The 25,066-nt window shown below is 62.3% G+C and carries 21 protein-coding genes and 1 pseudogene; 14 read left to right on the forward strand and 8 right to left on the reverse strand.

Annotation, left to right across the window (positions count from 1 at the left end):
- The first annotated feature begins 32 nt into the window (after positions 1 to 32).
- Both H618_RS0107325 and H618_RS0107330 read left to right on the forward strand, forming a co-directional pair.
- Positions 33 to 1,352, forward strand: coding sequence for a urate hydroxylase PuuD (locus tag H618_RS0107325; protein ID WP_028694453.1), 1,320 nt, complete (start codon positions 33 to 35; stop codon positions 1,350 to 1,352).
- Positions 1,353 to 1,693: 341 nt separating this feature from the next.
- Positions 1,694 to 2,476 carry an outer membrane protein OmpK gene (locus H618_RS0107330; RefSeq protein WP_028694454.1) on the forward strand — a complete coding sequence of 261 codons (783 nt, stop codon included), beginning with the start codon at positions 1,694 to 1,696 and terminating at the stop codon, positions 2,474 to 2,476.
- Positions 2,477 to 2,528: 52 nt separating this feature from the next.
- Here the strand turns inward: H618_RS0107330 and H618_RS0107335 are convergent, their stop codons facing one another.
- A complete protein-coding gene (locus H618_RS0107335) occupies positions 2,529 to 3,455 on the reverse strand; it encodes a DUF808 domain-containing protein (RefSeq protein ID WP_028694455.1) in 927 nt (308 codons plus the stop codon).
- 209 nt (positions 3,456 to 3,664) lie between these two features.
- Here H618_RS0107335 and H618_RS0107340 point away from each other — a divergent pair, with 209 nt between their 5' ends.
- On the forward strand, positions 3,665 to 4,276 hold the full coding sequence (locus tag H618_RS0107340) for a TetR/AcrR family transcriptional regulator (protein WP_028694456.1): 612 nt from the start codon (positions 3,665 to 3,667) through the stop codon (positions 4,274 to 4,276).
- A gap of 6 nt (positions 4,277 to 4,282) precedes the next feature.
- Here H618_RS0107340 and H618_RS0107345 read toward each other — a convergent pair whose 3' ends face one another.
- Entirely contained in the window at positions 4,283 to 4,723 is a 441-nt protein-coding gene (locus H618_RS0107345; protein WP_028694457.1) for a GlcG/HbpS family heme-binding protein, read from the reverse strand.
- Positions 4,724 to 4,976: 253 nt separating this feature from the next.
- On the opposite strand from H618_RS0107345, the gene gcl reads away from it, so the two are divergent.
- From gcl to H618_RS0107375, 6 genes are all read left to right on the forward strand, one after another.
- The gene (gene gcl, locus H618_RS0107350; protein WP_028694458.1) at positions 4,977 to 6,752 is read left to right on the forward strand and encodes a glyoxylate carboligase; all 1,776 of its coding nucleotides are present in this window, start codon (positions 4,977 to 4,979) and stop codon (positions 6,750 to 6,752) included.
- A gap of 60 nt (positions 6,753 to 6,812) precedes the next feature.
- Positions 6,813 to 7,595 (forward strand): hydroxypyruvate isomerase, encoded by a 783-nt coding sequence (gene hyi / locus H618_RS0107355; RefSeq protein ID WP_028694459.1) that lies wholly within the window; start codon positions 6,813 to 6,815, stop codon positions 7,593 to 7,595.
- Between the two features lie 56 nt (positions 7,596 to 7,651).
- A complete protein-coding gene (locus H618_RS0107360) occupies positions 7,652 to 8,545 on the forward strand; it encodes a 2-hydroxy-3-oxopropionate reductase (protein ID WP_028694460.1) in 894 nt (297 codons plus the stop codon).
- A 189-nt stretch (positions 8,546 to 8,734) separates the two neighbouring features.
- A complete protein-coding gene (locus tag H618_RS0107365) occupies positions 8,735 to 10,009 on the forward strand; it encodes a glycerate kinase type-2 family protein (protein WP_028694461.1) in 1,275 nt (424 codons plus the stop codon).
- Entirely contained in the window at positions 10,006 to 11,421 is a 1,416-nt protein-coding gene (pyk, locus tag H618_RS0107370) for a pyruvate kinase (protein ID WP_028694462.1), read from the forward strand. The genes H618_RS0107365 and pyk overlap by 4 nt, the downstream gene beginning before the upstream one ends.
- Positions 11,422 to 11,524: 103 nt before the next feature.
- On the forward strand, positions 11,525 to 12,391 hold the full coding sequence (locus H618_RS0107375) for an urea transporter (protein ID WP_028694463.1): 867 nt from the start codon (positions 11,525 to 11,527) through the stop codon (positions 12,389 to 12,391).
- On the opposite strand, the gene H618_RS22345 is transcribed toward H618_RS0107375, so the two are convergent.
- Positions 12,349 to 13,122: an RHS repeat-associated core domain-containing protein gene (locus H618_RS22345; RefSeq protein ID WP_081673727.1), complete on the reverse strand. Its 774-nt coding sequence runs from the start codon at positions 13,120 to 13,122 to the stop codon at positions 12,349 to 12,351. The genes H618_RS0107375 and H618_RS22345 overlap by 43 nt on opposite strands.
- A 190-nt stretch (positions 13,123 to 13,312) precedes the next feature.
- On the opposite strand from H618_RS22345, the gene H618_RS0107380 reads away from it, so the two are divergent.
- Positions 13,313 to 14,161, forward strand: a complete 849-nt coding sequence (locus tag H618_RS0107380) for an ion transporter (RefSeq protein WP_028694464.1) — start codon at positions 13,313 to 13,315, stop codon at positions 14,159 to 14,161.
- Positions 14,162 to 14,215: 54 nt separating this feature from the next.
- On the opposite strand, the gene H618_RS23440 is transcribed toward H618_RS0107380, so the two are convergent.
- Complete coding sequence (locus H618_RS23440; RefSeq protein ID WP_081673738.1) at positions 14,216 to 15,061, reverse strand: RHS repeat-associated core domain-containing protein; 846 nt, start codon at positions 15,059 to 15,061, stop codon at positions 14,216 to 14,218.
- 242 nt (positions 15,062 to 15,303) lie between these two features.
- Here H618_RS23440 and H618_RS0107385 point away from each other — a divergent pair, with 242 nt between their 5' ends.
- Together H618_RS0107385 and H618_RS0107390 are read left to right on the forward strand one after the other, a co-directional pair.
- Positions 15,304 to 16,302: a sulfate ABC transporter substrate-binding protein gene (locus tag H618_RS0107385; protein WP_028694465.1), complete on the forward strand. Its 999-nt coding sequence runs from the start codon at positions 15,304 to 15,306 to the stop codon at positions 16,300 to 16,302.
- 168 nt (positions 16,303 to 16,470) lie between these two features.
- Entirely contained in the window at positions 16,471 to 18,501 is a 2,031-nt protein-coding gene (locus tag H618_RS0107390; RefSeq protein WP_028694466.1) for a mechanosensitive ion channel family protein, read from the forward strand.
- A gap of 10 nt (positions 18,502 to 18,511) precedes the next feature.
- On the opposite strand, the gene H618_RS0107395 is transcribed toward H618_RS0107390, so the two are convergent.
- On the reverse strand, positions 18,512 to 19,438 hold the full coding sequence (locus tag H618_RS0107395; protein WP_028694467.1) for a class I SAM-dependent methyltransferase: 927 nt from the start codon (positions 19,436 to 19,438) through the stop codon (positions 18,512 to 18,514).
- Positions 19,439 to 20,023: 585 nt separating this feature from the next.
- Between H618_RS0107395 and H618_RS0107405 the strand changes: the two genes are divergently transcribed.
- Positions 20,024 to 21,559, forward strand: coding sequence for an NCS1 family nucleobase:cation symporter-1 (locus H618_RS0107405; RefSeq protein ID WP_028694469.1), 1,536 nt, complete (start codon positions 20,024 to 20,026; stop codon positions 21,557 to 21,559).
- A 15-nt stretch (positions 21,560 to 21,574) separates the two neighbouring features.
- A complete protein-coding gene (locus H618_RS0107410) occupies positions 21,575 to 22,303 on the forward strand; it encodes an aspartate/glutamate racemase family protein (RefSeq protein ID WP_028694470.1) in 729 nt (242 codons plus the stop codon).
- 91 nt (positions 22,304 to 22,394) lie between these two features.
- Here the strand turns inward: H618_RS0107410 and H618_RS0107415 are convergent, their stop codons facing one another.
- The 3 genes and pseudogenes from H618_RS0107415 to H618_RS0107425 all read right to left on the reverse strand — a co-directional run bounded on the left by H618_RS0107415 (position 22,395) and on the right by H618_RS0107425 (position 24,923).
- Positions 22,395 to 23,057, reverse strand: coding sequence for a histidine phosphatase family protein (locus H618_RS0107415; protein ID WP_028694471.1), 663 nt, complete (start codon positions 23,055 to 23,057; stop codon positions 22,395 to 22,397).
- Between the two features lie 189 nt (positions 23,058 to 23,246).
- A pseudogene (locus tag H618_RS21395) lies at positions 23,247 to 23,417 on the reverse strand (FKBP-type peptidyl-prolyl cis-trans isomerase); the annotation flags it as partial.
- A 1,014-nt stretch (positions 23,418 to 24,431) separates the two neighbouring features.
- Positions 24,432 to 24,923 (reverse strand): hypothetical protein, encoded by a 492-nt coding sequence (locus H618_RS0107425; protein ID WP_028694472.1) that lies wholly within the window; start codon positions 24,921 to 24,923, stop codon positions 24,432 to 24,434.
- Positions 24,924 to 25,066: the final 143 nt, after the last annotated feature.

Raw genomic sequence — 25,066 nt, forward strand, 5'->3', positions numbered from 1 at the left:
ATCGGCACGGTGGCCGGCGAAAGGTACGAACTGTGGAAGCACACCTTCACGAGTGGCTGAACCTGAGCATCCGCTGGGTGCACATGATCACCGGCGTCGCCTGGATCGGCGCGTCGTTCTATTTCGTCTGGCTGGAAAACAACCTTGACCGCAGGCAACCCCGTGAAGGGCTGTCGGGCGATTTATGGGCGATCCACGGTGGCGGCATCTACCACCTGGAAAAGTACAAGCTGGCGCCGCCGCAGATGCCCGAGAACCTGCACTGGTTCAAATGGGAAGCCTATTTCACCTGGATGTCGGGCATCGCCCTGCTGTGCGTGGTGTTCTACTGGAACCCGACGCTGTACCTGCTGGCACCGGGCAGCACGCTGTCGGGCGCTGAAGGCGTGGCCATCGGCATCGGTTCGCTGATCGCCGGCTGGTTCATCTACGACCTGCTCTGCGACTCGCCGCTGGGTAAACGGCCGATGCTGCTCGGTGCGGTGCTATTCGTGCTGATCATCGCTGCCTGCTGGGGTTTCAGCCTGGTGTTCAGTGGCCGCGGCGCTTACCTGCACACCGGGGCGATCATCGGCACCATCATGGTCGGCAACGTGTTCCGCATCATCATGCCGGCGCAGCGCCAGCTGGTCGCCGCCATCGCCGAAAACAAGACCCCCGACCCGCTGCTGCCGGCCAAGGGCCTGCTGCGTTCGCGGCACAACAACTACTTCACCCTGCCGGTGCTGTTCATCATGATCAGCAACCACTTCCCCAGCACCTACGGCAGCCAGTACAACTGGCTGATCCTGGCCGGCATCGCCGTCGCCGCCGTGCTGATTCGCCACTACTTCAACACCCGCCACGCCAGCAACAAATACGCCTGGACCCTGCCTGCCGGCGCCCTGGCGATGATCTGCCTGGCCTACGTCACCGGCCCGAAACCGCTGCCCACTGCACCCGAACAGGCTGCTGGCGAGATTCGCTACCAGCCACTGCCCGCCACCGCCGTGGGCGGCAAGAGCGCCGCCGAGCATCGCGCCGAGCAGGCTGCACAAGCAGCGGCTGCACCGGCCCAGGCCCCGGCCGACGCCAGCGCACCGGCAAGTGCCGAGGCCTTCACCCAGGTGCATGAGATCATCCAGCAACGCTGCACCGTATGCCATTCGGCCACCCCCACCAGCCCGCTGTTCAGCACCGCCCCGGGCGGTGTGCTGTTCGACACCCCAGAGCAGATGCACGCCCAGGCCGCGCGTATCCAGGCCCAGGCCGTGGCCAGCCAGATCATGCCGCTGGGCAACATCACCCAGATGACCAGCGACGAACGCAAGCTGGTCGGCGACTGGATCGCCAAAGGCGCGCCCCTCGACTAGCGGGGCAGCGGCAAGCTCCAGGACGGGCGCGCACGCCGCTTTTTCTTGCAGCTTGCCGCTCGTAGCTTGTCGCTGCTCGCCGCTGCGCGCTGCCGCGCTTGAGACCCACCCCACAACCCAGTAACCTGCGCGCCTTTTTGCCTACGCAACAGGTCGCGCAGAGGGTTTTTGCTGACTTTAAAGTCAATGAACTCGGGGGTTTAGCGTCGTTTCAACGACGTTTCAGGGCGTGCGCTGCCGACCACAGCGCGGCCCGTTCCAGTCCCTCGGCACGACCTTGCACAACGATAACGGCGCCACCCACGAGCGCCGACACTGAACCGACAGGAGCGACTTTCACCATGCGTACTTTCAACAGCCTGATTCTTGCCACCGGCCTGCTGGCCTGCGGCACCGCCCATGCCGGCGACCTGCTGCAATGGCAGAGCAACAGCCTGACCTATCTGTGGGGCAAGAACTTCAAGGTCAACCCGCCGACCCAGCAGACCTTCACCTTCGAGCACGCCGACGGCTGGAAGTACGGCGACAACTTCCTGTTCATCGACCGCATCGGTTACCAGGGCAAGAAAGACGCGCGCAACGGCGGCGACACCTACTACGGCGAGTTCACCCCGCGTCTGTCGTTCGGCAAGATCTTCGACCAGAACCTGTCGTTCGGTCCGATCAAGGACGTGCTGCTGGCGCTGACCTACGAGTTCGGCGAAGGCGATGCCGACAGCTACCTGATCGGCCCAGGTTTCGACCTCGACGTGCCGGGCTTCGACTACTTCCAGCTCAACTTCTACCAGCGCACCACCGACGGCAGCCGCCCGGGCGACAACGTCTGGCAGATCACCCCGGTCTGGGCCTATACCCTGCCGCTGGGCGACTCCGATGTGCTGATCGACGGCTACATGGACTGGGTGGTCGACAACGATGAGAACCGCCGCGGCACCTACCACGCCAACCTGCATTTCAACCCACAGGTCAAGTACGACCTGGGCAAAGCGCTGAAACTGGGCGAGAAGCAGCTGTACGTCGGCTTCGAATACGACTACTGGAAAAACAAGTACGGCATCGAGAGTTCTTCGGGCTTCAACACCAACCAGAACACCGCAAGTTTCCTGGTCAAGGTGCACTTCTAAGGGTTCGTCGCGCCATGGCCTGGGCTTGACCAGGCCATGCCACCCGCGCCCGCTACTCGGCGCTGCCCAGACGGCCTCGCACCCAGCCAAAGCCGCCGACCAACAGCGCGGTGACGAAGCCTGCGACGGCACCGATCACGCCGAACAGGCCCAGTTTGACCACCGGGCCCCAGCCTGCGGTATCGGCCACCAGCGCTTCGACGGCGTGTTCCAGCGGCGCGATGCCTTCGGCGACGAAGGTGCCGCCGACCAGGAACATCGCCAGCGTGCCGATCCACGACAGCGCCTTCATCAGGATCGGCGCCGCCGCGACCAGTCCCTTGCCGAACGAGCGAGTGATGCGCCCCCACATTCCTTGCGCCTGGGTCTTGGCCAGGGCGAAGCCTGCGTCGTCGAGTCGCACGATACCGGCCACCAGGCCATACACACCCACCGTCATCAGCACCGCAATCAGCGCCAGGGTGATGATCTGCTGATACAGCGGCGCCTCGGCCACCACGTTGAGGGTGATGACGATGATCTCGGCACTGAGGATGAAGTCGGTCTTGATCGCGCCTTTGATCTTGCGCTTTTCATAGGCGGCCAGCGCTTCGGGGGTCTTGGGCGCGGCTTTTTTTTCCGTGCTCCGCTCGCCATCCTTGTTGCGCGAGAACTTGTCCTTGATCGCCTCGAAGCCTTCGTAGCAGAGGTAGATGCCGCCTGCCATCAGCAGCCATTTGACCGCCGCCGGCAGCACGGCGCTGAGGATCAGCGCACAGGGCACCAGAATCGCCTTGTTCTTCAGCGACCCCTTGAACACCGCCCACACTACCGGCAACTCACGGTCGGCCTTCATGCCGGTGACCTGCTCGGCGTTCACCGCCAGGTCGTCGCTCAACACGCTGGCGGATTTCTTCGCCGCCACCTTGCTCATCAACGAGATGTCGTCCAGCAACGCGGCGATATCATCCAACAATGCAAAAAAACTGCTGCCCGCCATGTTCGTTCACCCTGGGTCGATGCTGGTCATTCACCCGGGTTGGCGCAGGGTTGCGCCGAGGGTGAAACAGTGACTTACAGACCCATCGTCGACACAGGAGTTCTGTCGTGGATTGCCGCGCAAAGGCCCTGCCTTGAGCGCCGTTCGGGCACGGTGCTACCATCGCGGGCCTTCCGCAGCCGCGGCCAGACACAGGACGATTCCCGACCATGAGCACCATTCGCGAGCGCAACAAGGAGCTGATCCTGCGCGCAGCCAGCGAGGAATTTGCCGACAAGGGCTTCGCGGCGACTAAAACCAGTGACATCGCGGCCAAGGCCGGGCTGCCCAAGCCCAACGTCTACTACTACTTCAAGTCGAAGGAAAACCTCTACCGCGAGGTGCTCGAAAGCATCATCGTGCCGATCATGCAGGCCTCGACGCCGTTCAATGCCGAGGGTGATCCACGGGAAGTACTGAGCGGCTACATCCGTTCGAAGATCCGCATTTCCCGCGACCTGCCCCACGCCTCCAAGGTGTTCGCCAGCGAAATCATGCACGGCGCGCCACATCTTTCCGCAGCCCAGGTGGAGCAACTCAACGCCCAGGCGCAGCACAACATCGCCTGTATCGGCCAATGGATCGAGCGTGGCCTGATCGCCCCGATCGACCCCCACCACCTGATGTTCAGCATCTGGGCGGCGACCCAGACCTACGCCGACTTCGACTGGCAGATTTCCGCCATCACCGGCAAGGCCAAGCTCGCCGACAGCGACTACGACGCCGCCGCCCAGACCATCATTCGCCTGGTGCTCAAGGGCTGCGAGCCGGAGCCGGCCTGAAGCAAGCTACACCGCCACGCCTGCATCCGCCCGCAGTCCGGCCGCTTCGATCGCGCTGATGGCGCACTGTTCATCGATGTCCGAGGTGTCGCCACTGATGCCCACCGCGCCCAGCACATGACCCTCGCCATCGCGAATCAGCACCCCACCCGGCACCGGCACCACCGGCCGCTCACCAAGGCCGTTGAGGGCGGCGAAGAAGGTTGGGCGTTGTTGCGCATCCAGCGCCAGCAGGCGCGAACCCTTGCCCAAGGCGATGGCGCCCCAGGCCTTGCCAATGGCAATTTCCGGACGAATCAGGCTGGCGCCGTCTTCGCGCTGCAAGGCCAGCAGATGGCCGCCCGCATCGAGCACCGCAACCGTCAGCGGCGCCGCCTCGATGGTGCGGCCTGCGCTCAACGCGGCGTCGACCAGACTGACGGCAGACTTGAGAGTCAAAGGGGTCATGGCTGTGTCCTCTTATTGTTCTATGAGAGCCGATGAATAGAAAAATGCCTCACAAATAGAGCACACTAAATCAATTTATTGTATACAACATTTTCAAACGATCGTCTTAAAACCTGCCAAAAAGCCCGTTAGCTGCCCTCACGACCCTTCATCCAGCCATCTTGCAAAAGGGATTGACCTCAACGAGAAAGGGTGAATAAACTCGACCACAGGCAAAGTTGTATACAATTACAATATCAATGAGGCACAAGCCATGAGCAAAATGAGAGCAATCGATGCGGCCGTGCTGGTCATGCGCCGTGAAGGGGTGACCACCGCATTCGGCATTCCTGGGGCGGCCATCAACCCGCTGTACTCGGCCCTGAAAAAGGCTGGCGGCATCGATCACGTCCTCGCGCGCCATGTCGAAGGTGCCTCGCACATGGCAGAAGGCTATACTCGCGCCAACCCCGGCAATATCGGTGTGTGCATCGGCACCTCCGGCCCGGCCGGCACCGACATGGTCACCGGGCTGTACAGCGCCTCGGCCGACTCCATTCCGATTCTGTGCATCACCGGCCAGGCGCCACGGGCCCGTTTGCACAAGGAAGACTTCCAGGCGGTCGACATCACCAGCATCGTCAAGCCGGTGACCAAGTGGGCCACCACCGTGCTGGAGCCCGGCCAGGTGCCGTACGCCTTCCAGAAAGCCTTTTATGAAATGCGCAGCGGCCGCCCTGGGCCGGTGCTGATCGACCTGCCGTTCGACGTGCAGATGGCCGAGATCGAGTTCGACATCGAGGCCTACGAGCCGCTGCCGGTGCACAAACCGGCCGCCACCCGCGTGCAGGCAGAAAAGGCCCTGGCCCTGCTCAATCAGGCCGAACGGCCGCTGCTGGTCGCCGGCGGCGGCATCATCAACGCCGATGCCAGCGCGCAGTTGCAGGCCTTTGCAGAACTGGTCGGGGTGCCGGTGATTCCCACCTTGATGGGCTGGGGCACGCTGCCTGATGACCACCCGCTGATGGCCGGGATGGTCGGCCTGCAAACGTCCCACCGTTACGGCAACGCCAACCTGCTGGCCTCCGACCTGGTGTTCGGCATCGGCAACCGCTGGGCCAACCGCCACACCGGCTCGGTGGATGTCTACACCCAGGGCCGGCGCTTCATTCACGTCGACATCGAACCGACGCAGATCGGCCGCGTGTTCACCCCCGACCTGGGCATCGTCTCCGATGCCGGCAGCGCCCTGGCGGCGTTCATCGAAGTGGCTGAGGAATGGCACGCCGCTGGCAAGCTCAAGGACCACAGCGCCTGGCTCAAGCAGTGCCAACAGCGCAAGGCCACCTTGCAGCGCAAGACCCATTTCGACCAGGTGCCGGTCAAGCCGCAGCGGGTCTACCAGGAAATGAACAAGGTGTTCGGCAAGGACACCTGCTACATCAGCACCATCGGCCTGTCGCAGATCGCCGGCGCGCAGTTCCTGCATGTGTACAAGCCGCGGCACTGGATCAACTGCGGCCAGGCCGGCCCGCTCGGCTGGACCATCCCCGCCGCCCTGGGCGTGGTCAAGGCCGATCCCAGTCGCCAGGTGGTGGCGCTGTCCGGCGATTACGACTTCCAGTTCATGATCGAGGAACTGGCGGTGGGCGCGCAGTTCAACCTGCCCTACGTGCATGTGCTGGTGAACAACGCCTACCTCGGCCTGATCCGCCAGGCCCAGCGCGGCTTCGACATGGACTACTGTGTGCAACTGGCGTTCGAGAACATCAACGCCAGCGATACCGCCAGCTATGGCGTCGATCATGTGGCCGTGGTCGAGGGCCTGGGCTGCAAGGCGCTGCGCGTGTTCGAGCCGAGCGAGATCGGCCCGGCGCTGCTCAAGGCGCAGAAAATGGCCGCGGAGTTGCGCGTGCCGGTGGTCGTGGAGGTGATACTCGAGCGTGTGACCAACATTTCCATGGGCACCGAGATCGACGCGGTGAATGAATTCGAAGACCTGGCCCTGGTGGGCAACGACGCCCCCACCGCCATCTCGCTGCTCGACTGAACCCTCCCCCCGGCGCCTTCGCAGAGCGCGCCGGGTGTGCCATCCATCAGGAGACCGACCATGCCGCGCCTTGCCGCCAACCTGTCCATGCTGTTCACCGAGCAGGATTTTCTCGCCCGCTTCAAAGCCGCCGCTGACGCCGGCTTCAGCGGTGTCGAATACCTCTTCCCCTACGACTTCGAGGCGGCCGAGATTCGCCAGCAGCTCGATACCCACGGCCTGACCCAGGTGCTGTTCAACCTGCCGGCCGGCAACTGGGCCCAGGGCGAGCGCGGCATCGCCTGCCACCCCGAGCGGGTCAAGGAATTTCGCGCCGGCGTCGAACGCGCCATCGACTACGCCCAGGTGCTGGGCAACACCCAGGTCAACTGCCTGGCCGGCATCCGCCCGCAAGGGCTGAGCGATGAGCAGGTGCGACGCACCTTCGTCGACAACCTGCGCTTTGCCGCCGAGCGGCTCAAGGCGGCCGGCATTCGCCTGGTGATGGAAATGATCAACACCCGCGACATTCCAGGGTTCTACCTCAACACCACGGCCCAGGCGCTGGATATCCACGCCGAAGTCGGCAGTGACAACCTGTTCCTGCAGTACGACATCTACCACATGCAAATCATGGAAGGTGACCTCGCCCGCAGCCTGCAAGCGCACCTGGCGCTGATCCACCACGTGCAGCTGGCCGACAACCCCGGGCGCAACGAGCCCGGCACCGGTGAGATCAACTACCACTTCCTGTTCCAGCACCTCGACCGCATCGGCTACCAGGGCTGGGTCGGCGCCGAATACAAGCCGCTGACCAGCACCGAAGCAGGCCTGGGCTGGCTGAAGACCTACAACGTGCTCTGAATCGGCCGTCGTCCCCCTTCGCCGTCAACTTTCATAACTACAAGAGGCAATTTCTCATGGCCAAGATCGGCTTCATCGGCACCGGCATCATGGGCAAGCCCATGGCCCACAACCTGCTCAAGGCAGGCCACGACCTGTTCGTCTCCGAACACCACAGCAAAGCGCCCGCCGACCTGATCGAGGCGGGCGCAGTGGCCTTGGGCAACCCACGCGAAGTGGCCCAGGAAGCCGAATTCATCATCGTCATCGTGCCCGACACGCCTCAGGTCGAAAGCGTGCTGTTCGAGGCCAATGGCGTGGCCGAAGGTCTGGCGGCGAACAAGGTGGTGATCGACATGAGCTCGATCTCACCCACGGCTACCAAGGCGTTTGCCGAGCGCATCGCCAGTACCGGCGCCAGCTACCTCGATGCGCCGGTTTCGGGGGGTGAGGTCGGCGCCAGGGCCGCGACCCTGAGCATCATGGTCGGCGGCAGCGCCGAGGCCTACGAACGCGCCCTGCCGTTGTTGCAGAGCATGGGCAAGAACATCACTCGGGTCGGCGACAGCGGCGCCGGGCAGACCGCCAAGGTCGCCAACCAGATCATCGTCGCGCTGAACATCCAGGCGGTCGCCGAGGCCCTGCTGTTCGCCGCCAAGAACGGCGCCGACCCGGCCAAGGTGCGCGAAGCGCTGATGGGCGGCTTTGCTTCGTCGAAGATTCTCGAAGTGCATGCCGAGCGCATGATCAACGGCACCTTCGACCCCGGCTTCAAGATCAATCTGCACCAGAAAGACCTCAACCTGGCCCTGCAAGGCGCCAAGGAACTGGGCATCAACCTGCCCAACACCTCGAATGCCCAGCAAGTGTTCAGCACCTGCGTAGCCCTGGGCGGCGGCAACTGGGACCACTCGGCGCTGATCAAAGGCCTGGAGCACATGGCCAATTTCTCGATTCGAGAACGCGACTAGCGGCGTTGCCGCTGGTCGCCAGCGGCAAGCTCTGAGCTGCAAGCTGCAAGCTGCAAGCGAAACCCAACGCAATACTGCTTGCAGCTTGCCGCTAGAAACTTGTGGCTCCCTGTCCCATCCGCTTTTACTTGCAGCTTGTAGCTTTCAGCTAATCGCTGGCAGCTTCCAGCTGCCCCCCGAGGAGGCCCCATGTCGGTCGATCCGCAATCCCTGCTCCGCTCGCTGTTCGACACCGCCATCGCCGCGGCGCATCCGCGTCAGGTGCTCGAGCCCTACCTGCCCGCCGACCGTAGTGGTCGGGTCATCGTCATCGGTGCCGGCAAGGCCGCCGCGGCCATGGCCGAAGTGGTGGAAAAACACTGGCAAGGCGAAGTCAGTGGGCTAGTGGTGACGCGCTACGGGCACGGCGCCAGTTGCCAGAAAATCGAAGTGGTCGAGGCCGCACATCCTGTGCCCGATGCCGCCGGCCTGGAAGTCGCCGGCCGGGTACTGAAGATGGTCAGCGACCTCAGCGAAGACGACCGGGTGATCTTTCTGCTCTCAGGTGGTGGCTCGGCGCTGCTGGCGTTGCCGGCCGCCGGGCTGACCCTGGCCGACAAGCAGCAGGTGAACAAGGCCTTGCTCAAGTCCGGCGCGACCATCGGCGAGATGAACTGCGTGCGCAAGCACCTCTCGGCGATCAAGGGCGGGCGTCTAGCCAAGGCCTGCTGGCCGGCCACGGTGTACACCTACGCCATTTCCGATGTGCCGGGGGACCTCGCCACGGTGATCGCCTCAGGGCCGACCGTGGCCGACCCCAGCACCCGCGCCGATGCCCTGGCGGTGCTCAAGCGCTATGCCATCGATGCGCCACAGGCGGTGCTCGACTGGCTCAACGACCCGGCCTCGGAAACCCTCAAGGCCGACGACCCGATGCTCAGCCGCAGTCATTTCCAGTTGATCGCCAAGCCCCAGCAGTCGCTGGAGGCCGCTGCGGTCAAGGCGCGCCAGGCCGGCTTCAGTGCACTGATTCTGGGCGATCTGGAAGGCGAGTCGCGTGAGGTGGCCAAGGTCCATGCCGGCATCGCCCGGCAGATCGTCAAGCACAGCCAGCCGCTCAAGCCGCCGTGCGTGATCCTCTCCGGCGGCGAGACCACCGTCACCGTGCGCGGCAATGGCCGTGGCGGGCGCAATGCCGAGTTCCTCCTGAGCCTGACCGACAGCCTCAAGGGCCTGCCGGGGGTGTATGCGCTGGCCGGTGACACCGACGGCATCGACGGCTCGGAAGACAACGCCGGTGCGCTGATGACCCCAGACAGCTATGCCCGCGCCAGCGCCCTGGGCCTGAGCGCCAGCGCCGAGCTGGACGACAACAACGGCTACGGCTATTTCCAGGCCCTCGACGGGCTGATCGTAACCGAACCGACGCGCACCAACGTCAACGACTTCCGCGCCATTCTCATCCTCGAGCAGACCTATCCATGAACCACGATAAAAAGGTCAAGATCCTCGCCACCCTCGGCCCGGCCACCGCCAGCCTCGATGACGTGCGGCAACTGGCCGAGGCTGGGGTCAACTTGTTCCGCCTCAACTTCAGCCATGGCGAGCACGCCGACCATGCGCTGCGCTACGGCTGGATTCGTCAGGTCGAGCAGCAGTTGAACTGCCCGCTGGGCATTCTCATGGACTTGCAAGGGCCGAAACTGCGGGTCGGTCGCTTCGAAGCGGGCAAGGTCGAACTGCGCCGCGGCCAGGCCCTGCGCCTGGACCTCGACCCGACGCCGGGCGATGCCCAGCGGGTCAACCTGCCGCACCCGGAAATCATCGCCGCCCTGCGCCCTGGCATGCACCTGTTGCTGGACGACGGCAAACTACGCCTGCGGGTCACGGCCACCCATGCCGAGGCCATCGACACCGAGGTCGTGGACGGCGGCGAGCTGTCCGATCGCAAAGGGGTCAACGTGCCCGAGGCGGTGCTGGCGCTGTCGCCGCTGACCGAAAAAGATCGCCGCGACCTGGCATTTGGCCTTGAGCTGGGGGTGGACTGGGTGGCGTTGTCGTTCGTGCAGCGCCCGCAAGACATTCTCGAAGCCCGCGAGCTGATCGGCGAACGCGCCTACCTGATGGCGAAAATCGAAAAGCCTTCGGCGGTCGAGCACCTGCCGGCCATCGCCGAGCAGGCCGACGCGATCATGGTCGCCCGCGGCGACCTGGGCGTCGAAGTGCCGGCCGAAAGCGTGCCACAGATTCAGAAGCGCATCATCGCCACCTGCCGCCAGCTCGGCAAACCGGTGGTGGTGGCCACGCAGATGCTCGAATCCATGCGCTTTGCCTCGACCCCGACCCGCGCCGAGGTCACCGACGTGGCCAACGCCGTGGCCGAGGGCGCCGACACGTTGATGCTGTCGGCCGAGACCGCCTCGGGCGATTACCCGCTCGAAGCCGTGCAGATGATGAGCAAGATCATCCGCCAGGTGGAAAACGGCCCGGACTACCAGGCCCAGCTCGACGTCGGCAGGCCCAAGGCCGAGGCAACGGTCAGCGACGCCATCAGCTGTGCGATTCGGCGCATCAGCGGCATTCTGCCGGTGGCGGTGCTGGTCAACTACAGCGAGTCTGGCGCCTCGACCCTGCGCGCTGCCCGCGAGCGACCGCGCGCGCCGATTCTCAACCTGACCCCGAACCTCATCACCGCGCGGCGCCTGAGCGTGGTCTGGGGGGTGCGCTCGGTGGTCAACGACCGCCTGCATCAGGTCGACGAAATCTGCTCGACCGCCCTGGAGATCGCCCAGGCGCAAGGCATGGCGCAGCGCGGTGACACTGTGCTGATCACTGCCGGTGTGCCTTTTGGCAAGCCAGGCACGACTAACACGCTGCGGGTGGAAACCTTGCTGTAAACACTGCGGGTCGCCCGGCGACCCGTGGCTTGAACCTGACACGTGCGGACAACCGTGGCTCACAGAGGCCGACCGCTTCCCTGCTCACCTGACAGACAGCCCCATGCCCCGCGAACCTTCTGCCATTCCCTGCCCCGACTGGGCCACGGCCCTGCTCAACGGCTTCAGCCAGGTACTGCTGTTGCGCAGCCCGCTGTGCGGCCTGTGCTGCCTGCTGGCCATCGTGCTGAGCGCTCCGAACCTGGTCGGCGGCGCCCTGCTCGGCGCCCTCGCCGGCCTGCTCACCGCCCAGCGCCGCGGCTACGACCGCGCCGATCGTCAGGCTGGGCTGTACAGCTACAACGGCGTGCTGATCGGCATCCTGATCAGCGCGGTGCTGCCATGGTCGGCCATCGTACCGCCGCTGATCATCGCCGCCGGCGGCCTGTCGAGCATCATCACGCACCAATGGCGCAAACGCGGCGGCAAGCTGCTGGTGGCTTACACGGCGCCGTTCGTGCTATTGGGTTGGGGCGTGCTGGCGCTGGCAACGCCTGGAATAACGAGCCCTGTGGCTGCCAACCCGGTCAGCGGAGTCTTGCGAGGGGTTGGGCAAATCTTTTTGCTCGACAAACCCATGGCCGGACTGTGCATTGCCGTTGGGATGTACCTGGCACATCCTTACGCCGCGACTTGGGCGCTGATCGGCTCAGTGCTTGGCGGCGGTGTTGCGCTGCTGCTCGGGGAAGCGCAAACGGCGTGGATGGGGCTGTATGGATTCAATGCGGCGTTGGCAGCGCTGGCCTTCAGTCGTCACAACGAGCGGCCATGGTTGACACTGGTGGCCATCAGCATCTGCCTGCTGATGCAGTTCCTGTTTGGGTTGCTACAACATCCGGCTCTGACCGCCCCTTTCGTGAGCGCGTGCTGGGTGCTGCACATAGGCGGTCAGCTATTGCCGCGCCTACCCAACCGAATGTCGCGGGCATAGTCCTCGGGATGCAGGCCCCCCCGATGTGAGATAGCCCGTCGATCAGTCGACGCCGTGCCTGCGTCATCATCAGTCGGAGCAATAAACGCGTGCGTTTCTGAACTGAGGGATCTTCTTTCATAGCCGTTGCTTATCAGTATTGTTCCCCGCGTCCGTTTGCTGTCCGCCTTTATATAGATGTTCCCTTTCACGAAGAACTCACCTGCAATCGTGTCACGATGTTCCTGCCAAACGAGCTGCTCGCCCATTATTCTTGGATGATCGCCAGTGAACTTATAAGTCGTGAGTGTTTCGCCGTGTAGTTTACTCACTAACAAGACCTCACCTTTCCAACCTTTCCGGGACAACGGCTTCAAAAGAAACTTGAGGTCGTTTTTAGGCAACCCGAATTTTTTAAGTAACGCGGTCAGACCTGTCGGTGCCTTACCTGAAGGGTCGACTTGATTCACAGGATCATTCGCGCAGTAAACATAAGTGTTCAACCCGCCATCGCCAAATGGGCTGAGAACGTCAGCGCTGACAAAGCGCATCAGCGACGGCTTGTACAAACGATGTCCATTACCCAGCAGATACCCCGACGCTACACCATTCAACGGCTGACCTGCATAGGCCACCACACTGCTCGCCAGGTCGCTCGATAAAAACCCAAATGGCGTGTAACCGCGACGCACGAATGCATTCAGGCCGAGGCGGCGACCTGCCTGTTCGGATTGCAAAAATGATTGTTTCATTCAACACCTGAGAAGTAATTGTCGTAGTCCGTTCAATCGGGGGCATGCTAACTGAAGTCCCATTAAAGTCTGCGCCCCCGTGCAGTTGCGCGAAACTGATAGTTTTATCAGTCTCAGCAGCTACCCAGGCCAGTTGCATATCAGGGAAAGCAGCTCTAGCCTTGGCCGTCCTCACAAGAATCCAATACCCATGCCAAGCCCGACCACCCTGCGCCAACGCCTCTACGTCATCGTCTTCCAGAACGATACCCCTGCCGGCCGGCGCTTCGACAAGCTGTTGCTGCTGGCTATTCTCGCCAGCCTGGTGACGGTGATTCTCGACAGCATCGGTGAGGTTCATCGCGATTACGCCCACCTGCTGGCCGCCATCGAGTGGGGTTTCACCACGGTGTTCCTGCTCGAATACCTCACCCGCCTGTACTGCTCGCCCAGGCCGCTGCGCTATGCCTTCAGCTTCTATGGCCTGGTCGACCTGCTGGCGATCGTGCAGGGGATCATCGCGCTGTATTACAGCGACGCGCAGTACCTGTTGATCATCCGCGTCATCCGCATGCTGCGCATCTTCCGCGTACTCAAGCTCGGCCCTTACCTGAGCCAGGCCGATTACCTGCTCAAGGCCCTGCGTGGCAGCAAGCAGAAGATCATCGTGTTTCTGCTCAGCGTCTCGACCCTGGTGACGGTGTTCGGCACGCTGATGTACGTCATCGAAGGGCCGGAACATGGCTTCACCAGCATTCCCAAGGGCATCTACTGGGCCATCGTCACCCTGACCACGGTGGGCTTTGGCGGCATCGTGCCGCAGACCGCGCTGGGTCAGGTGCTGTCTTCGCTGGTGATGATCACCGGTTATTCGATCATCGCCGTACCCACCGGCATCTTTACCGCAGAACTGGCCAATGCCATGCGCGGCGAGCAGGTGCAGCACGCCTGCCCGCGCTGCGCCAAATCACGGCACGAGCAGGCGGCGGCGTTCTGTTCAAGGTGTGGCAGCGCGCTGTACCAAGCCCCTGGGGCGAGCAGGCGCGCGCCAAAGACATGACCGGTCTCGCGTAACCAGAAGTATTGATGTCAGGTTCTGGCCCGCATCGCTGGCTCAGGATCGAGCACCGGCTCTGATGTATTCGACAGCCCTTGCCGGTGCAGAAATCAGCCCAGGAACCTGGAGTGCAGCTGCCAGCCTTGCCGCATATTGATTTACTGAGTTTCTCATGTGGATTGCCTCCTGTTTAACGATCTGGCCTGAAATGCTGGCGACTTGGCGCACCGGTAGGTGGACAGACCCCAGCACAAGGGCTCTGGCTGCCTGACCCAGACTCACCGACACGTCCACCACCAAGTGTGCGGGCGCGTCAGAGCGGCCAAACGGCCTGGTGATACTGGCCCACAGGATCGAAAGACGATCCCTCAACCCTATGTTCAGCGAAACGCCGTCAAGGCCCACTCGCATGCTGCTGTGCCGAAGACCCAACGCCTCAAGGGATACCGTCATGGCCGAATTTGCCCAGTCCAAGCGATGTGAAGAAGCGATTCGACCAAGAGCGCCCTCTGGCAGGTGAATTTCAGCTCTTCCTAAACCCGTCACCACTACTCCTCGCTGCTGGCGGACTTCTGGCGACCGCTGGAACCACCACCCCACATGTCCGCTGGGATCGGCCATGTTGATCGGATCACCCGCACAATAACCGTAAGCATTGATTCCCCCCGCATCGAAAGGACTTCTGCTGTCGGGCCGACAAAAGCGCATCAATTGAGGCCGGTACAGCCGCTGACCATTGCCCAGCAGATACCCCTGCGTACAAGGATCGGCAGGCTGTCCTGTGTAGGCGACCCGTTGCTCCCTCGTGCCGGCATGATGCCCATACGGTGTATACGCTGGCGACCCAGCCTCGCGCGTGGGTGCAGAACTGAAGTTGTCTGTACAGGGTCTTCGCTTTCGCATGGGTGCCCCGTGATTCTGATGGAAGCAGGCTTCAGCATCCACCAAGCCCCAGAGCCCGACAACTGACAAAAAAATCAGGTCCAGACCACCCGGCGCGCTCGCCACGGATCGATTCACCTTGTCGCTGCATCACCAGAATCGGCAAGCATAATCACACCACTATTTGTTCTTTAGCCCCGCACGAAGGAACCGCTATAGTCGCTGGCACATTGCCCTCTACTCGACCCAACAAGGAATGCGTCGTGAAAAAACTGTTTACCGCCTCGCTGCTGGCCGCGGGCCTGGCTCTGAGCACCCTGGCCCAGGCCGCGCCGACCCTGCTGAACGTTTCCTACGACGTGATGCGCGACTTCTACAAGGACTACAACCCGGCGTTCCAGAAGCACTGGGAGGCCGAGCACAACGAGAAGGTCAACCTGCAGATGTCGTTCGGCGGTTCGAGCAAGCAGGCGCGTGCGGTCATCGACGGGCTGCGCGCCGACGTCATCACCATGAACATGGCCACCGACATCAACGCCCTGGTCGACAACGGCGCGCTGGTGCCGGACAACTGGGTCACGCGCCTGCCCAACAACAGCGCGCCATTCACCTCGGCAACGGTGTTCATCGTGCGCAAGGGCAACCCCAAGGCGCTCAAAGACTGGCCCGACCTGCTCAAGGAGGGTGTGCAGGTGATCGTGCCCAACCCCAAGACCTCGGGTAATGGCCGCTACACCTACCTGTCGGCCTGGGGCTACGTGCTCAAGCAAGGCGGCGATGAAGCCAAGGCACGTGATTTCGTCGGCAAGCTGTTCAAGCAGGCGCCTGTGCTCGACACCGGCGGTCGCGCCGCCACCACCACCTTCATGACTAACCAGATCGGCGACGTGCTGGTGACCTTCGAGAACGAGGCCGAGATGATCGCCCGGGAATTTGGCCGCGATCAGTTCGAGGTGGTCTACCCCAGCGTGTCTGCCGAAGCCGAACCACCGGTGAGCGTGGTCGACAAGGTGGTCGACAAGAAAGGCACCCGCGCCGTGGCCGAGGAATACCTCAAGTACCTGTGGTCGCCGGCGGCCCAGGAAATCGCCGCGCAGAACTACCTGCGTCCGCGTGACGCCACGGTGCTGGCCAAGTACACCGACCGTTTCCCCAAGGTCGACTTCCTCTCGGTGGAGAAAACCTTCGGTGACTGGCGCACCTTGCAGAAGACCCACTTCAACGATGGCGGCGTGTTCGATCAGATCTACAACGGCCAGTGAAAACCTGCGGCTGGCCGGCCGGGCGAACCTGCAATCGGTGCAGGAGCGACCGGCCGGCGCCGCCGCTTAGCCGCTACTGCCTCACCACCCCAGCCGAACTTTCCAGCCTTCTGCCTATCAGTTCCCTGAGTAAACCTGCCCCGCTCATCCCGGTCCGAGGATTATTCAGTGCTGCGATTCATCACCCCGTTTCTGCTCGGCTGCCTGCTGAGCACGCGACTGCTGGCTGCCGATCCGGCACCTGCCGAGGAACCCGCCGCCGAGCCTGAACCGGTGCTGCAAGGCGGCCTGCTCGGCGCCCTGGCCGACGGCCTGGACGGCGCCGCCAAGGAGCTCGACCTCGACGCTCATCTGGTCGATGCCTGGCGCCTGCGCACCGACCGCGCCAGCAAGGAAGTCGAGCGCCTGGTAGATCGTCATTCGGTCAGCGACACCCTGCAACTGATGGTCGACTTCACCACCCTGACCGTGGCCTGGGCGGGCAGTTTTGCCGTGCTCAACCTGCTCGGCCGCTGGGTCTTCGCACGTAGCCAGCGCAGTCGCTGGCTGCAAGGGCGCAACCGGGTCAAGAGTCTGCTCGGCTATTTGCTGCCCTACACCCTGCCGGCGCTGGCGGCCTTGCCACTGACGCTGTACGCCAGTCGCTTCCTCGCCCCCTCGATCGCCCGCGCCATGGGCCTGAGCCTGTCGTACGCCACCAGCAGCGGGTTGTTTTCCACCTCGATCATCCTCTGCCTGATCACCTTGTTCGATGCCGGTCACAAGCGCCGCGCAGTGGCAGCGATTCGTCGCCTGGCCCCACGGCCGCTGTTTCTCATCGGCTTTCTGGCCGCCTGGAGCGACGCCCTGACCAGCCCGCAGATCGCCCGCCAGCTGGGCGGCAACATCACCAGCAGCATTGCCGTGCTCACGGGCCTGACCGCCACCTTCATCTTCGCCAGCCTGGTGCTGCGCCTGCGCCGCCCGGTGGCGCACCTGATCCGCAACCGCAGCCTCAAGGACCGTCTCGGCCACCGCGCCGTGCAGGAAACCCTGCGCATCTTCTCCAACCTTTGGTACCTGCCGATCCTGCTGATGATCCTGGTCTCGGCGATTCACCTGATCGGTGCTGGGGAGGAGAGCCAGAAGGCCTTGCAGAACGCCTTGCTGACCACGGTGCTGCTGGTGGCCGGGGTGTTTCTGAGTACCACGTTGCAGCATTTTCTGGCGCCACAGGGCAACGACAACAGCGCCCGCGCGCGCCCCTACATGGAGCTGCTGCGCAGCCTCGCGCATGCGCTGCTGCGGGTGGTGATGGCGGTGGTGTTCATCGAGGTGCTCGGGCGCATCTGGGGCTTCTCGGTGCTCGACTTCGCCATGAGCAACAGCCTGGGCAAGGCCATCAGCAACTCGGTGTCGACCATCGGCCTGATCCTGATGGTCACCTGGCTGCTCTGGGTGGTGCTCGACACGGCCATTCAGGAGGCGCTGAAACCGGCCGTGGGCCGCCGCGCAGCACGCCAGCCGAGCACCCGGGTGCGCACCATCCTGCCGATGCTGCGCAATGCGGTGAAGGTGATTCTGATCGTCATCTGCACCATCACCACCATGGCCAATCTGGGCATCAACGTCGCGCCGCTGCTGGCCGGCGCCGGGGTCATCGGCCTGGCCATCGGTTTCGGTTCGCAGCAGTTGGTGCAGGATGTCATCACCGGGCTGTTCATCCTCATCGAGGACACCATTTCCATCGGTGACTGGGTGGTGCTCGATTCCGGTCACGCCGGTACCGTCGAAAGCCTGACCATCCGCACCCTGCGCCTGCGCGACGGCAAAGGCTTCGTGCACTCGGTGCCATTCGGCCAGATCAAGGCCGTCACCAACCAGTCGCGGCAGTTCGCCTATGCGTTCTTCTCAGTGCAGTTCACCTACGACAGTGATGTCGACGCGGCACTGAAGCTGATTCATGACGTGGGCGAATCGATCAGCGGCGATCCACTGCTGAGCATCAACCTGCAAGGCCCGCTGCAGGTGTTCGGTGTCGAGCGCATGGACCTCAACGGCTTCGTCCTCACCGCGCAGTTCCGCACCATCTCGGGCGGGCAATACGCGGTGAGCCGAGCGTTCAACGAGCGGCTGAAGAAGAAGGTCGACCAGACCGACAACGTCAGCTTCGCCCAGCTCTACCCGATGCGCCTGCCAGGCACTGAAACGCCAGCATGAGCCAGCATCATCAGCGGCGGGTGAACACCAAGGCCTTGAGACCGCCGTCCGGGTCGGCGTCGGGAAACTCAGGTGGGTTGGCCAGGCGCTCGACGAACTGCAGCTCAGGCGCCGCCTCGGCCATGCCATCGAGCAGAAACTGCGGGCCGACCCCCGGATCGTTGACGCAGGCCAGCACCGTACCGCCGTCCGCCAACAGCTCGGGCAAGCGCCGGAGAATCTTCGCGTAGTCCTGGGTCAGCACGAAGCTGCCGCGCTGGAAGGTCGGCGGGTCGATGATGATCAGATCGTACGGGCCGTACTTGCGCACCTTGCCCCACGACTTGAACAGTTCGTGCCCCAGATACGCCACCCTCGACGCGTCATGGCCGTTGAGCCGGTGGTTGTCGCGACCACGCGCCAGGGCTGACTTGGCCATGTCGAGGTTGACCACCTGCTCGGCGCCGCCGGCAATCGCCGCGACGGAAAACCCGCAGGTGTAGGCGAACAGGTTGAGCACGCGCTTGCCGGCGGCCTGCTCACGCACCCAGCGCCGGCCGTAGCGCATGTCGAGGAACAGGCCGTTGTTCTGCCGCACGCCAAGGTCGAGCAAATAGCGCAGGCCATCTTCGACCACTTCGCGCTGCGCGCAGGGCTCACCGAGCAGCCACTGGGCGGGGCTGTCGGGCAAATAGCGATGCTGAATCAATACCGCTTGCGCCGGCCACTGCGGGCGTAGTGCCAAGCCTTGCAACATGGCCTCCAGTTCGCCCAGCTGGCCGGCGGGTGGCTCACGAAACAGCGCCACCGACAGCACCCCGTCGAGCCAGTCGACGGTGATCTGCTCGAGCCCCGGCCAGCAGCGGCCGCGGCCATGGAACAGCCGTCGGGTTTCGCTCGGGGCGGGGTCGAGGGCGGTGAGCAGGAGCTGTTCGAGGGTCTGGATAGGCGCGGTCATGGCAAGGTCGCAAGGCAAAAGCGCGCATTCTAGCGTCTTTGGCGAGTGCGAGCAGGCCACCGGCAAGATCTGCGTCATCGCCCGATTACCGGTGCGGTCGATCAAGCAGCTCGGCGTCTACCCACCTACGGTATTTACCAGGCGAATGACCGTCATTAAATATGTACACACTAATGTCACCTTAAGTGCCATTTTTGTGTGCACTTTATCGAGGTAACGCCCCGTGAAGTTACACTTATGTGGCGTTTCAAGTTGACCTCATGATCAGGAAATCATCCATGGAAAAAATATCAGGGCGCAGATATACACATTTAAATTCAATAAAATCAAAAACTTAAAAAATTAAATCGCGACTATATCGTTAGTAGGATGCGCGCATGGAAAGCGCGTGGCATGGAACTCGCTTCTTTGCGCTTGTGTTTTGTATACAACTTCTGCAAAACATACATACACAAGAACCCGCAGCGCCGACTCAGCATCGGCAGTTGCGCCCAGAACCCAGTGATGCCCACGCTGCACTGACGAGAAGCCCGGCCCTGCGCCGCGCCGCTCATCGCAGTACACGCGCATCAGGAGCCTGCCGGAATGAGCACCAGCCTCAACCTTGCCCCTGAACACCCCATCGCCCAAGACGCTCCCCTCACCCACCCTGCCCAAGGCATGCCCGCCGACCTGGAACTGAGCCCACGCCTGCACAACCGTGACCTGGCGCCCACGCGCCTGGCCGGGCGTCGCTGGGGCGGCTACAGCATCTTCGCGCTGTGGACCAACGATGTGCACAACATCGCCAACTACTCTTTCGCCATGGGCCTGTTCGCCCTGGGCCTGGGCGGCTGGCAGATCCTCTTGTCGTTGGCCATCGGCGCTGCGCTGGTGTACTTCTTCATGAACCTGTCGGGCTACATGGGGCAGAAGACCGGGGTGCCGTTTCCGGTCATCAGCCGCATCGCCTTCGGCATTCATGGCGCGCAGATCCCGGCGCTGATTCGTGCCGTCATCGCCATCGCCTGGTTCGGCATCCAGACCTACCTGGCCTCGGTGGTGCTGCGGGTGCTGCTGACCGCCGTGTGGCCGCAGGTCGCGGCGTACGACCACGACAGCGTGCTTGGCCTTTCCAGCCTTGGCTGGGCCTGCTTCCTGACGGTCTGGCTGGTGCAACTGGTGATTCTGGCCTACGGCATGGAAATGGTCCGCCGCTATGAAGGCTTCGCCGGCCCGGTGATTCTGCTGACCGTGGCCAGTCTGGCGATCTACATGTATTTCAAGGCCGATGCGCGCATCGCCTGGTCGGTGGCCGAACCGCTGACCGGCTACGAGATGTGGCGCAACATCTTCGCCGGGGGCGCGCTGTGGCTGGCGATCTACGGCACCCTGGTGCTCAACTTCTGCGATTTCGCGCGCTCATCGCCCTGCCGCAAGACCATCCGCGTCGGCAACTTCTGGGGCCTGCCGGTGAACATTCTGGTGTTCGCGGTGATCACCGTGGTGCTGTGCGGCGCGCAGTTCCAGATCAACGGGCAGATCATCGACAGCCCGACGCAGATCGTCGCGGCGATTCCCAACACGCTGTTCCTGGTACTCGGCTGCCTGGCTTTCCTGATCGTCACCGTGGCGGTGAACATCATGGCCAACTTCGTCGCCCCGGCGTTCGTGCTGAGCAACCTCGCGCCGCGCCACCTCAACTTCCGCCGTGCCGGCCTGATCAGCGCCACCGTGGCGGTGTTGATCCTGCCGTGGAACCTGTACAACAGCCCGGTGGTGATCGTCTACTTCCTGTCCGGCCTGGGCGCCCTGCTCGGCCCGCTGTACGGGGTGATCATGTCCGACTACTGGCTGCTGCGTAAGGGCTGCATCAACGTGCCTGAGCTGTACAGCGAAAACCCTGCCTGCGCCTACCACTACAGCCGCGGCGTCAACCTGCGCGCGGTGGCAGCGTTCGTGCCGGCGGCCTTGCTGTCGATCGTGCTGGCCCTGGTGCCGAACTTCCACAGCGTGGCGCCGTTCTCCTGGCTGATCGGCGCAGGCATCGCTGCGGCGATCTACCTGCTGATCGCCCCGCGTCGCTGCCACTACCAAGACGTCAGCGGCGAGTGCATCGCCGTCGACCACAGCAGTCACTGAAGCAAGGATCTTTCGATGCGTATTCTGATCGTCAACGTCAACACCACCGAGGCCATCACCGAGGCCATCGCCGAACAGGCGCGCAGCGTGGCGGCACCGGGCACCGAGATCGTCGGCCTGACGCCCTATTTCGGCGCCGAGTCGGTGGAAGGCAATTTCGAGAGCTACCTGGCCGCCATCGCCGTGATGGACCGCGTGCTGAGCTACGACCAGCCGTACGATGCAGTGATCCAGGCCGGTTACGGCGAACACGGTCGTGAAGGCCTGCAGGAGCTGCTCGACGTACCGGTGGTGGACATCACCGACGCGGCGGCGAGCACCGCCATGTACCTGGGCCACGCCTATTCGGTGGTCACCAGCCTGGACCGCACCGTGCCGTTGATCGAAGACCGTCTCAAGCTGTCCGGTCTATACGAGCGCTGCGCCTCGGTGCGCGCCAGTGGCCTGGCGGTACTGGAACTGGAGGCCGACCCACAGCGAGCGGTCGCGGCCATCGTCGAGCAGGCCGAGCGCGCGGTGCGCGACGACAAGGCCGAGGTGATCTGCCTGGGGTGCGGCGGCATGGCCGGGCTCGATGAACAGATTCGCCAGCGCACCGGGGTGCCGGTGGTCGATGGCGTCAGCGCTGCGGTGACCATCGCCGAGTCACTGGTGCGCCTGGGCCTGAGCACCTCGAAGGTGCGCACCTACGCCACGCCGCGGGCGAAGAGGGTCATCGGCTGGCCGCCGCGGTTCGGGCGCTGAAAGCATCGGCGCCTAGGTGATCGAGTAAAGGAGTGACGCGGGCATGGCGGCCCATCGGTGTGACACCCGATGGGCCGCCATGCTTTTGTGCTCAGGTCGGACAGTCGTGCTCGCCGTCATCCAGCCCTTGGCGCACATTTTCGGTCAGCAGGCTGGCCTTGCCGTCGTGCCAGGTCAGGGTCAGCACGTACAGGCTGTCGAAATCTTCGTTATGCCAGTCATCGGTGATGGTCTGCTTCTCGCCCAGTGCCTTGCCTGCCACGGCGTTGATCAGGTCGGGCAGATACCCGTGTGACCAGGCGGTGTAGACCGTGGCATTACGGTACTTGTCACGCATCAGCTCATCGGCCAGATCGTCGACGTCATTGGCATCGAAATCGATGTTCACCGGCAGGCCCAGGCGGATGGCGCTGGGGCTGATGGTCATCAGCGGACGCAGGTAGCTGTAGCTGTTGTCCTGGCTGCCTTCCTCGACATGCCGCGACGGGTTGGCGGCAAACACATAGTCGGCGTTGCCGAAGCGCTCGGGCAGCACCGTAGCGAGATCGATGGCGCGGTTCAGCCCCTGACAATTGAGCTGCCCCAGCCCTTCGCCGGGTTTTTCGGCATGGCGCATGAACACCAGGGTCTGGGTACCATCGACCGGTTCGGCGCGGCTGTCGAGCACTTGCAGCGCCAGCGGCACACTGACCACTGCCAGGGTCAGACCCAGCAGCAGGTGGCGACGGCGGCGGAAAAAGGCGGGCAACGTCATAATTGGGCTCTTGCGGCAAAAGGAGAAACCCGCGCGCAAACCGCATTGGGCCTCAGGAATTTGACGGTCCTGGGGCGCGTGAGGTCGGGCGTGCGGCGCAATGTCTGAGTGCCATGATCGGATTTGGTTCCCCGCCACGGCCCCAGACGCACCGAGCCTGACACTGTCGTGTTGCCACAATGTGTCGCGTCAATCGTCGCGGGTGAGCACTTCCAGCACCTCGATTTCGAAGGTCAGCTCGGCATTCGGCGGAATGCGCCCGACGCTGCGCTCGCCGTAGCCCAGGGCCGCCGGCACCACCAGCCGACGCTTGCCGCCCGCGCGCATGCCCATCAGTCCCTGGTCCCAACCTTTCAGCAAGGTACATCACCATGTATCCTGAAAGACCATCAGGAAATGGCGTGACAAGACAAATACTGCACAGGCTGCCTAAACACCTATTCCCGAAAGGGGGGGAGTAATACGGCCGCATTTATGAACCTGGGCCGCATGAGGCACCGCCCAATGCCACCGAGCCTATCAAAAGACATGACCCCGAGACGATTAATAAGACGCTCTTCTTTATGGCGGAGCCTTAAATTTCTTCTTGTGGGCGGAGGCCACTGCGTTGGGTTGAGCAAGGATAAGGGAAGAGAGGGGAATAATCCCCTCAACGTTGAAGAAGAAGTATATTGTAAGCTACGCTTACGAAGCATTAGATTGTATGCCAAGCATACCGATAAGTAAATTTATACAATAAGATAAAGAGCAGACAGGTGATTTCTCACCTTTCCCTCTAAAAGCATTCGCTATCGCTCACCATTCGACTCCGTCTCATATGCCATTACCACTATAGATGTATCGGCATCTTGAGGACATTGCATTCTTATCGAAGCGAGAGCGTAGATCAACTGTCCTCAAATACTATCTATCTTCTGCAACAGACCGCGATGATGTACAAGAAATCTATCTTCTACAACAGACAATGATATGTAGGAGATCTATCAGAAGTCAGTACAGGAAATGTACAGGGTGACAAACAGGAATGCATTCCATGACAATCTGTTGAAGATAACCCATTAAATCCTCTGCAACCTTGATTCTGTAAGGGCTGAATAGGTATTCGTCTAAGCAGATCCGTCGCAATCTCTCTACAATTCCTTTCTGCTTATGCAGGAATTCACACATTGAAATAGAAACAGCAGAAGATCCCTCATAACACAGGCATGAGAGGCTCCATAAGAGCGATATCAGAGGATTCCTTTACTGGGCAGTGGAAATATAGGCATTAGCCGCAGAACGCGGCATACGCGAGCCATAGGGACTTTAGAGCATGCAGTGCCCCTTCCAACTATATGCAGGAAGAAGCACACAAATTAGACGAAATGTTGCCAGTCACCGAGTCAACATAACTCTCGCTTCTACCTTTTCGTCAACCGCTACGGGTTTGGCCACAGAGCCACCTTGCGCTTCAAGACCGAGTTGCGTAGGCACGTGCCAAATGACCATTGAACTGACGTAGTAATCGCCGGGAGCGACATTTGTGAATTTGAAATTACCGTTCCCGTCAGCCTGTGTGACCTTCATATACGTCTTCTGCCGCTCATCCGAAGGTACGATTGGCTTGGATTGCAGGTAAGCATTCTGATACCAGAAATTCGAATAGCTCGTTACAGGAAATAGAGCGACTTCGCTGCCAGCCCCGTACTTAACATCCCCACCGACAGTTTTCATAAACACCTGCCCGGAAACCGTGCCCGCCCCCTCTAGCACGAGCTTTTGGTATTCCTCAACAGGGAATGGTGGGCGTTGTAGCGGAGGCTGGCCAGCACACCCGCTTAAGACTCCTGAAAGTGCGGCCATTGCCACCATTGAACCCAGCTTCATAAAATTTGCTCCTTGCCCATTGAAGGCAGAAAGCTATCATGCGCTTGAGGAGGTAACCAAGAGGGATGCGCTATCAATTGACTCTACTCAAAAGGTAGTATCGACCCCCATCTGATAGGAACTATCACAGTTCATCTTGTTTA

This window comes from Pseudomonas cremoricolorata DSM 17059 = NBRC 16634 (assembly GCF_000425745.1).
Lineage (GTDB): Bacteria > Pseudomonadota > Gammaproteobacteria > Pseudomonadales > Pseudomonadaceae > Aquipseudomonas > Aquipseudomonas cremoricolorata.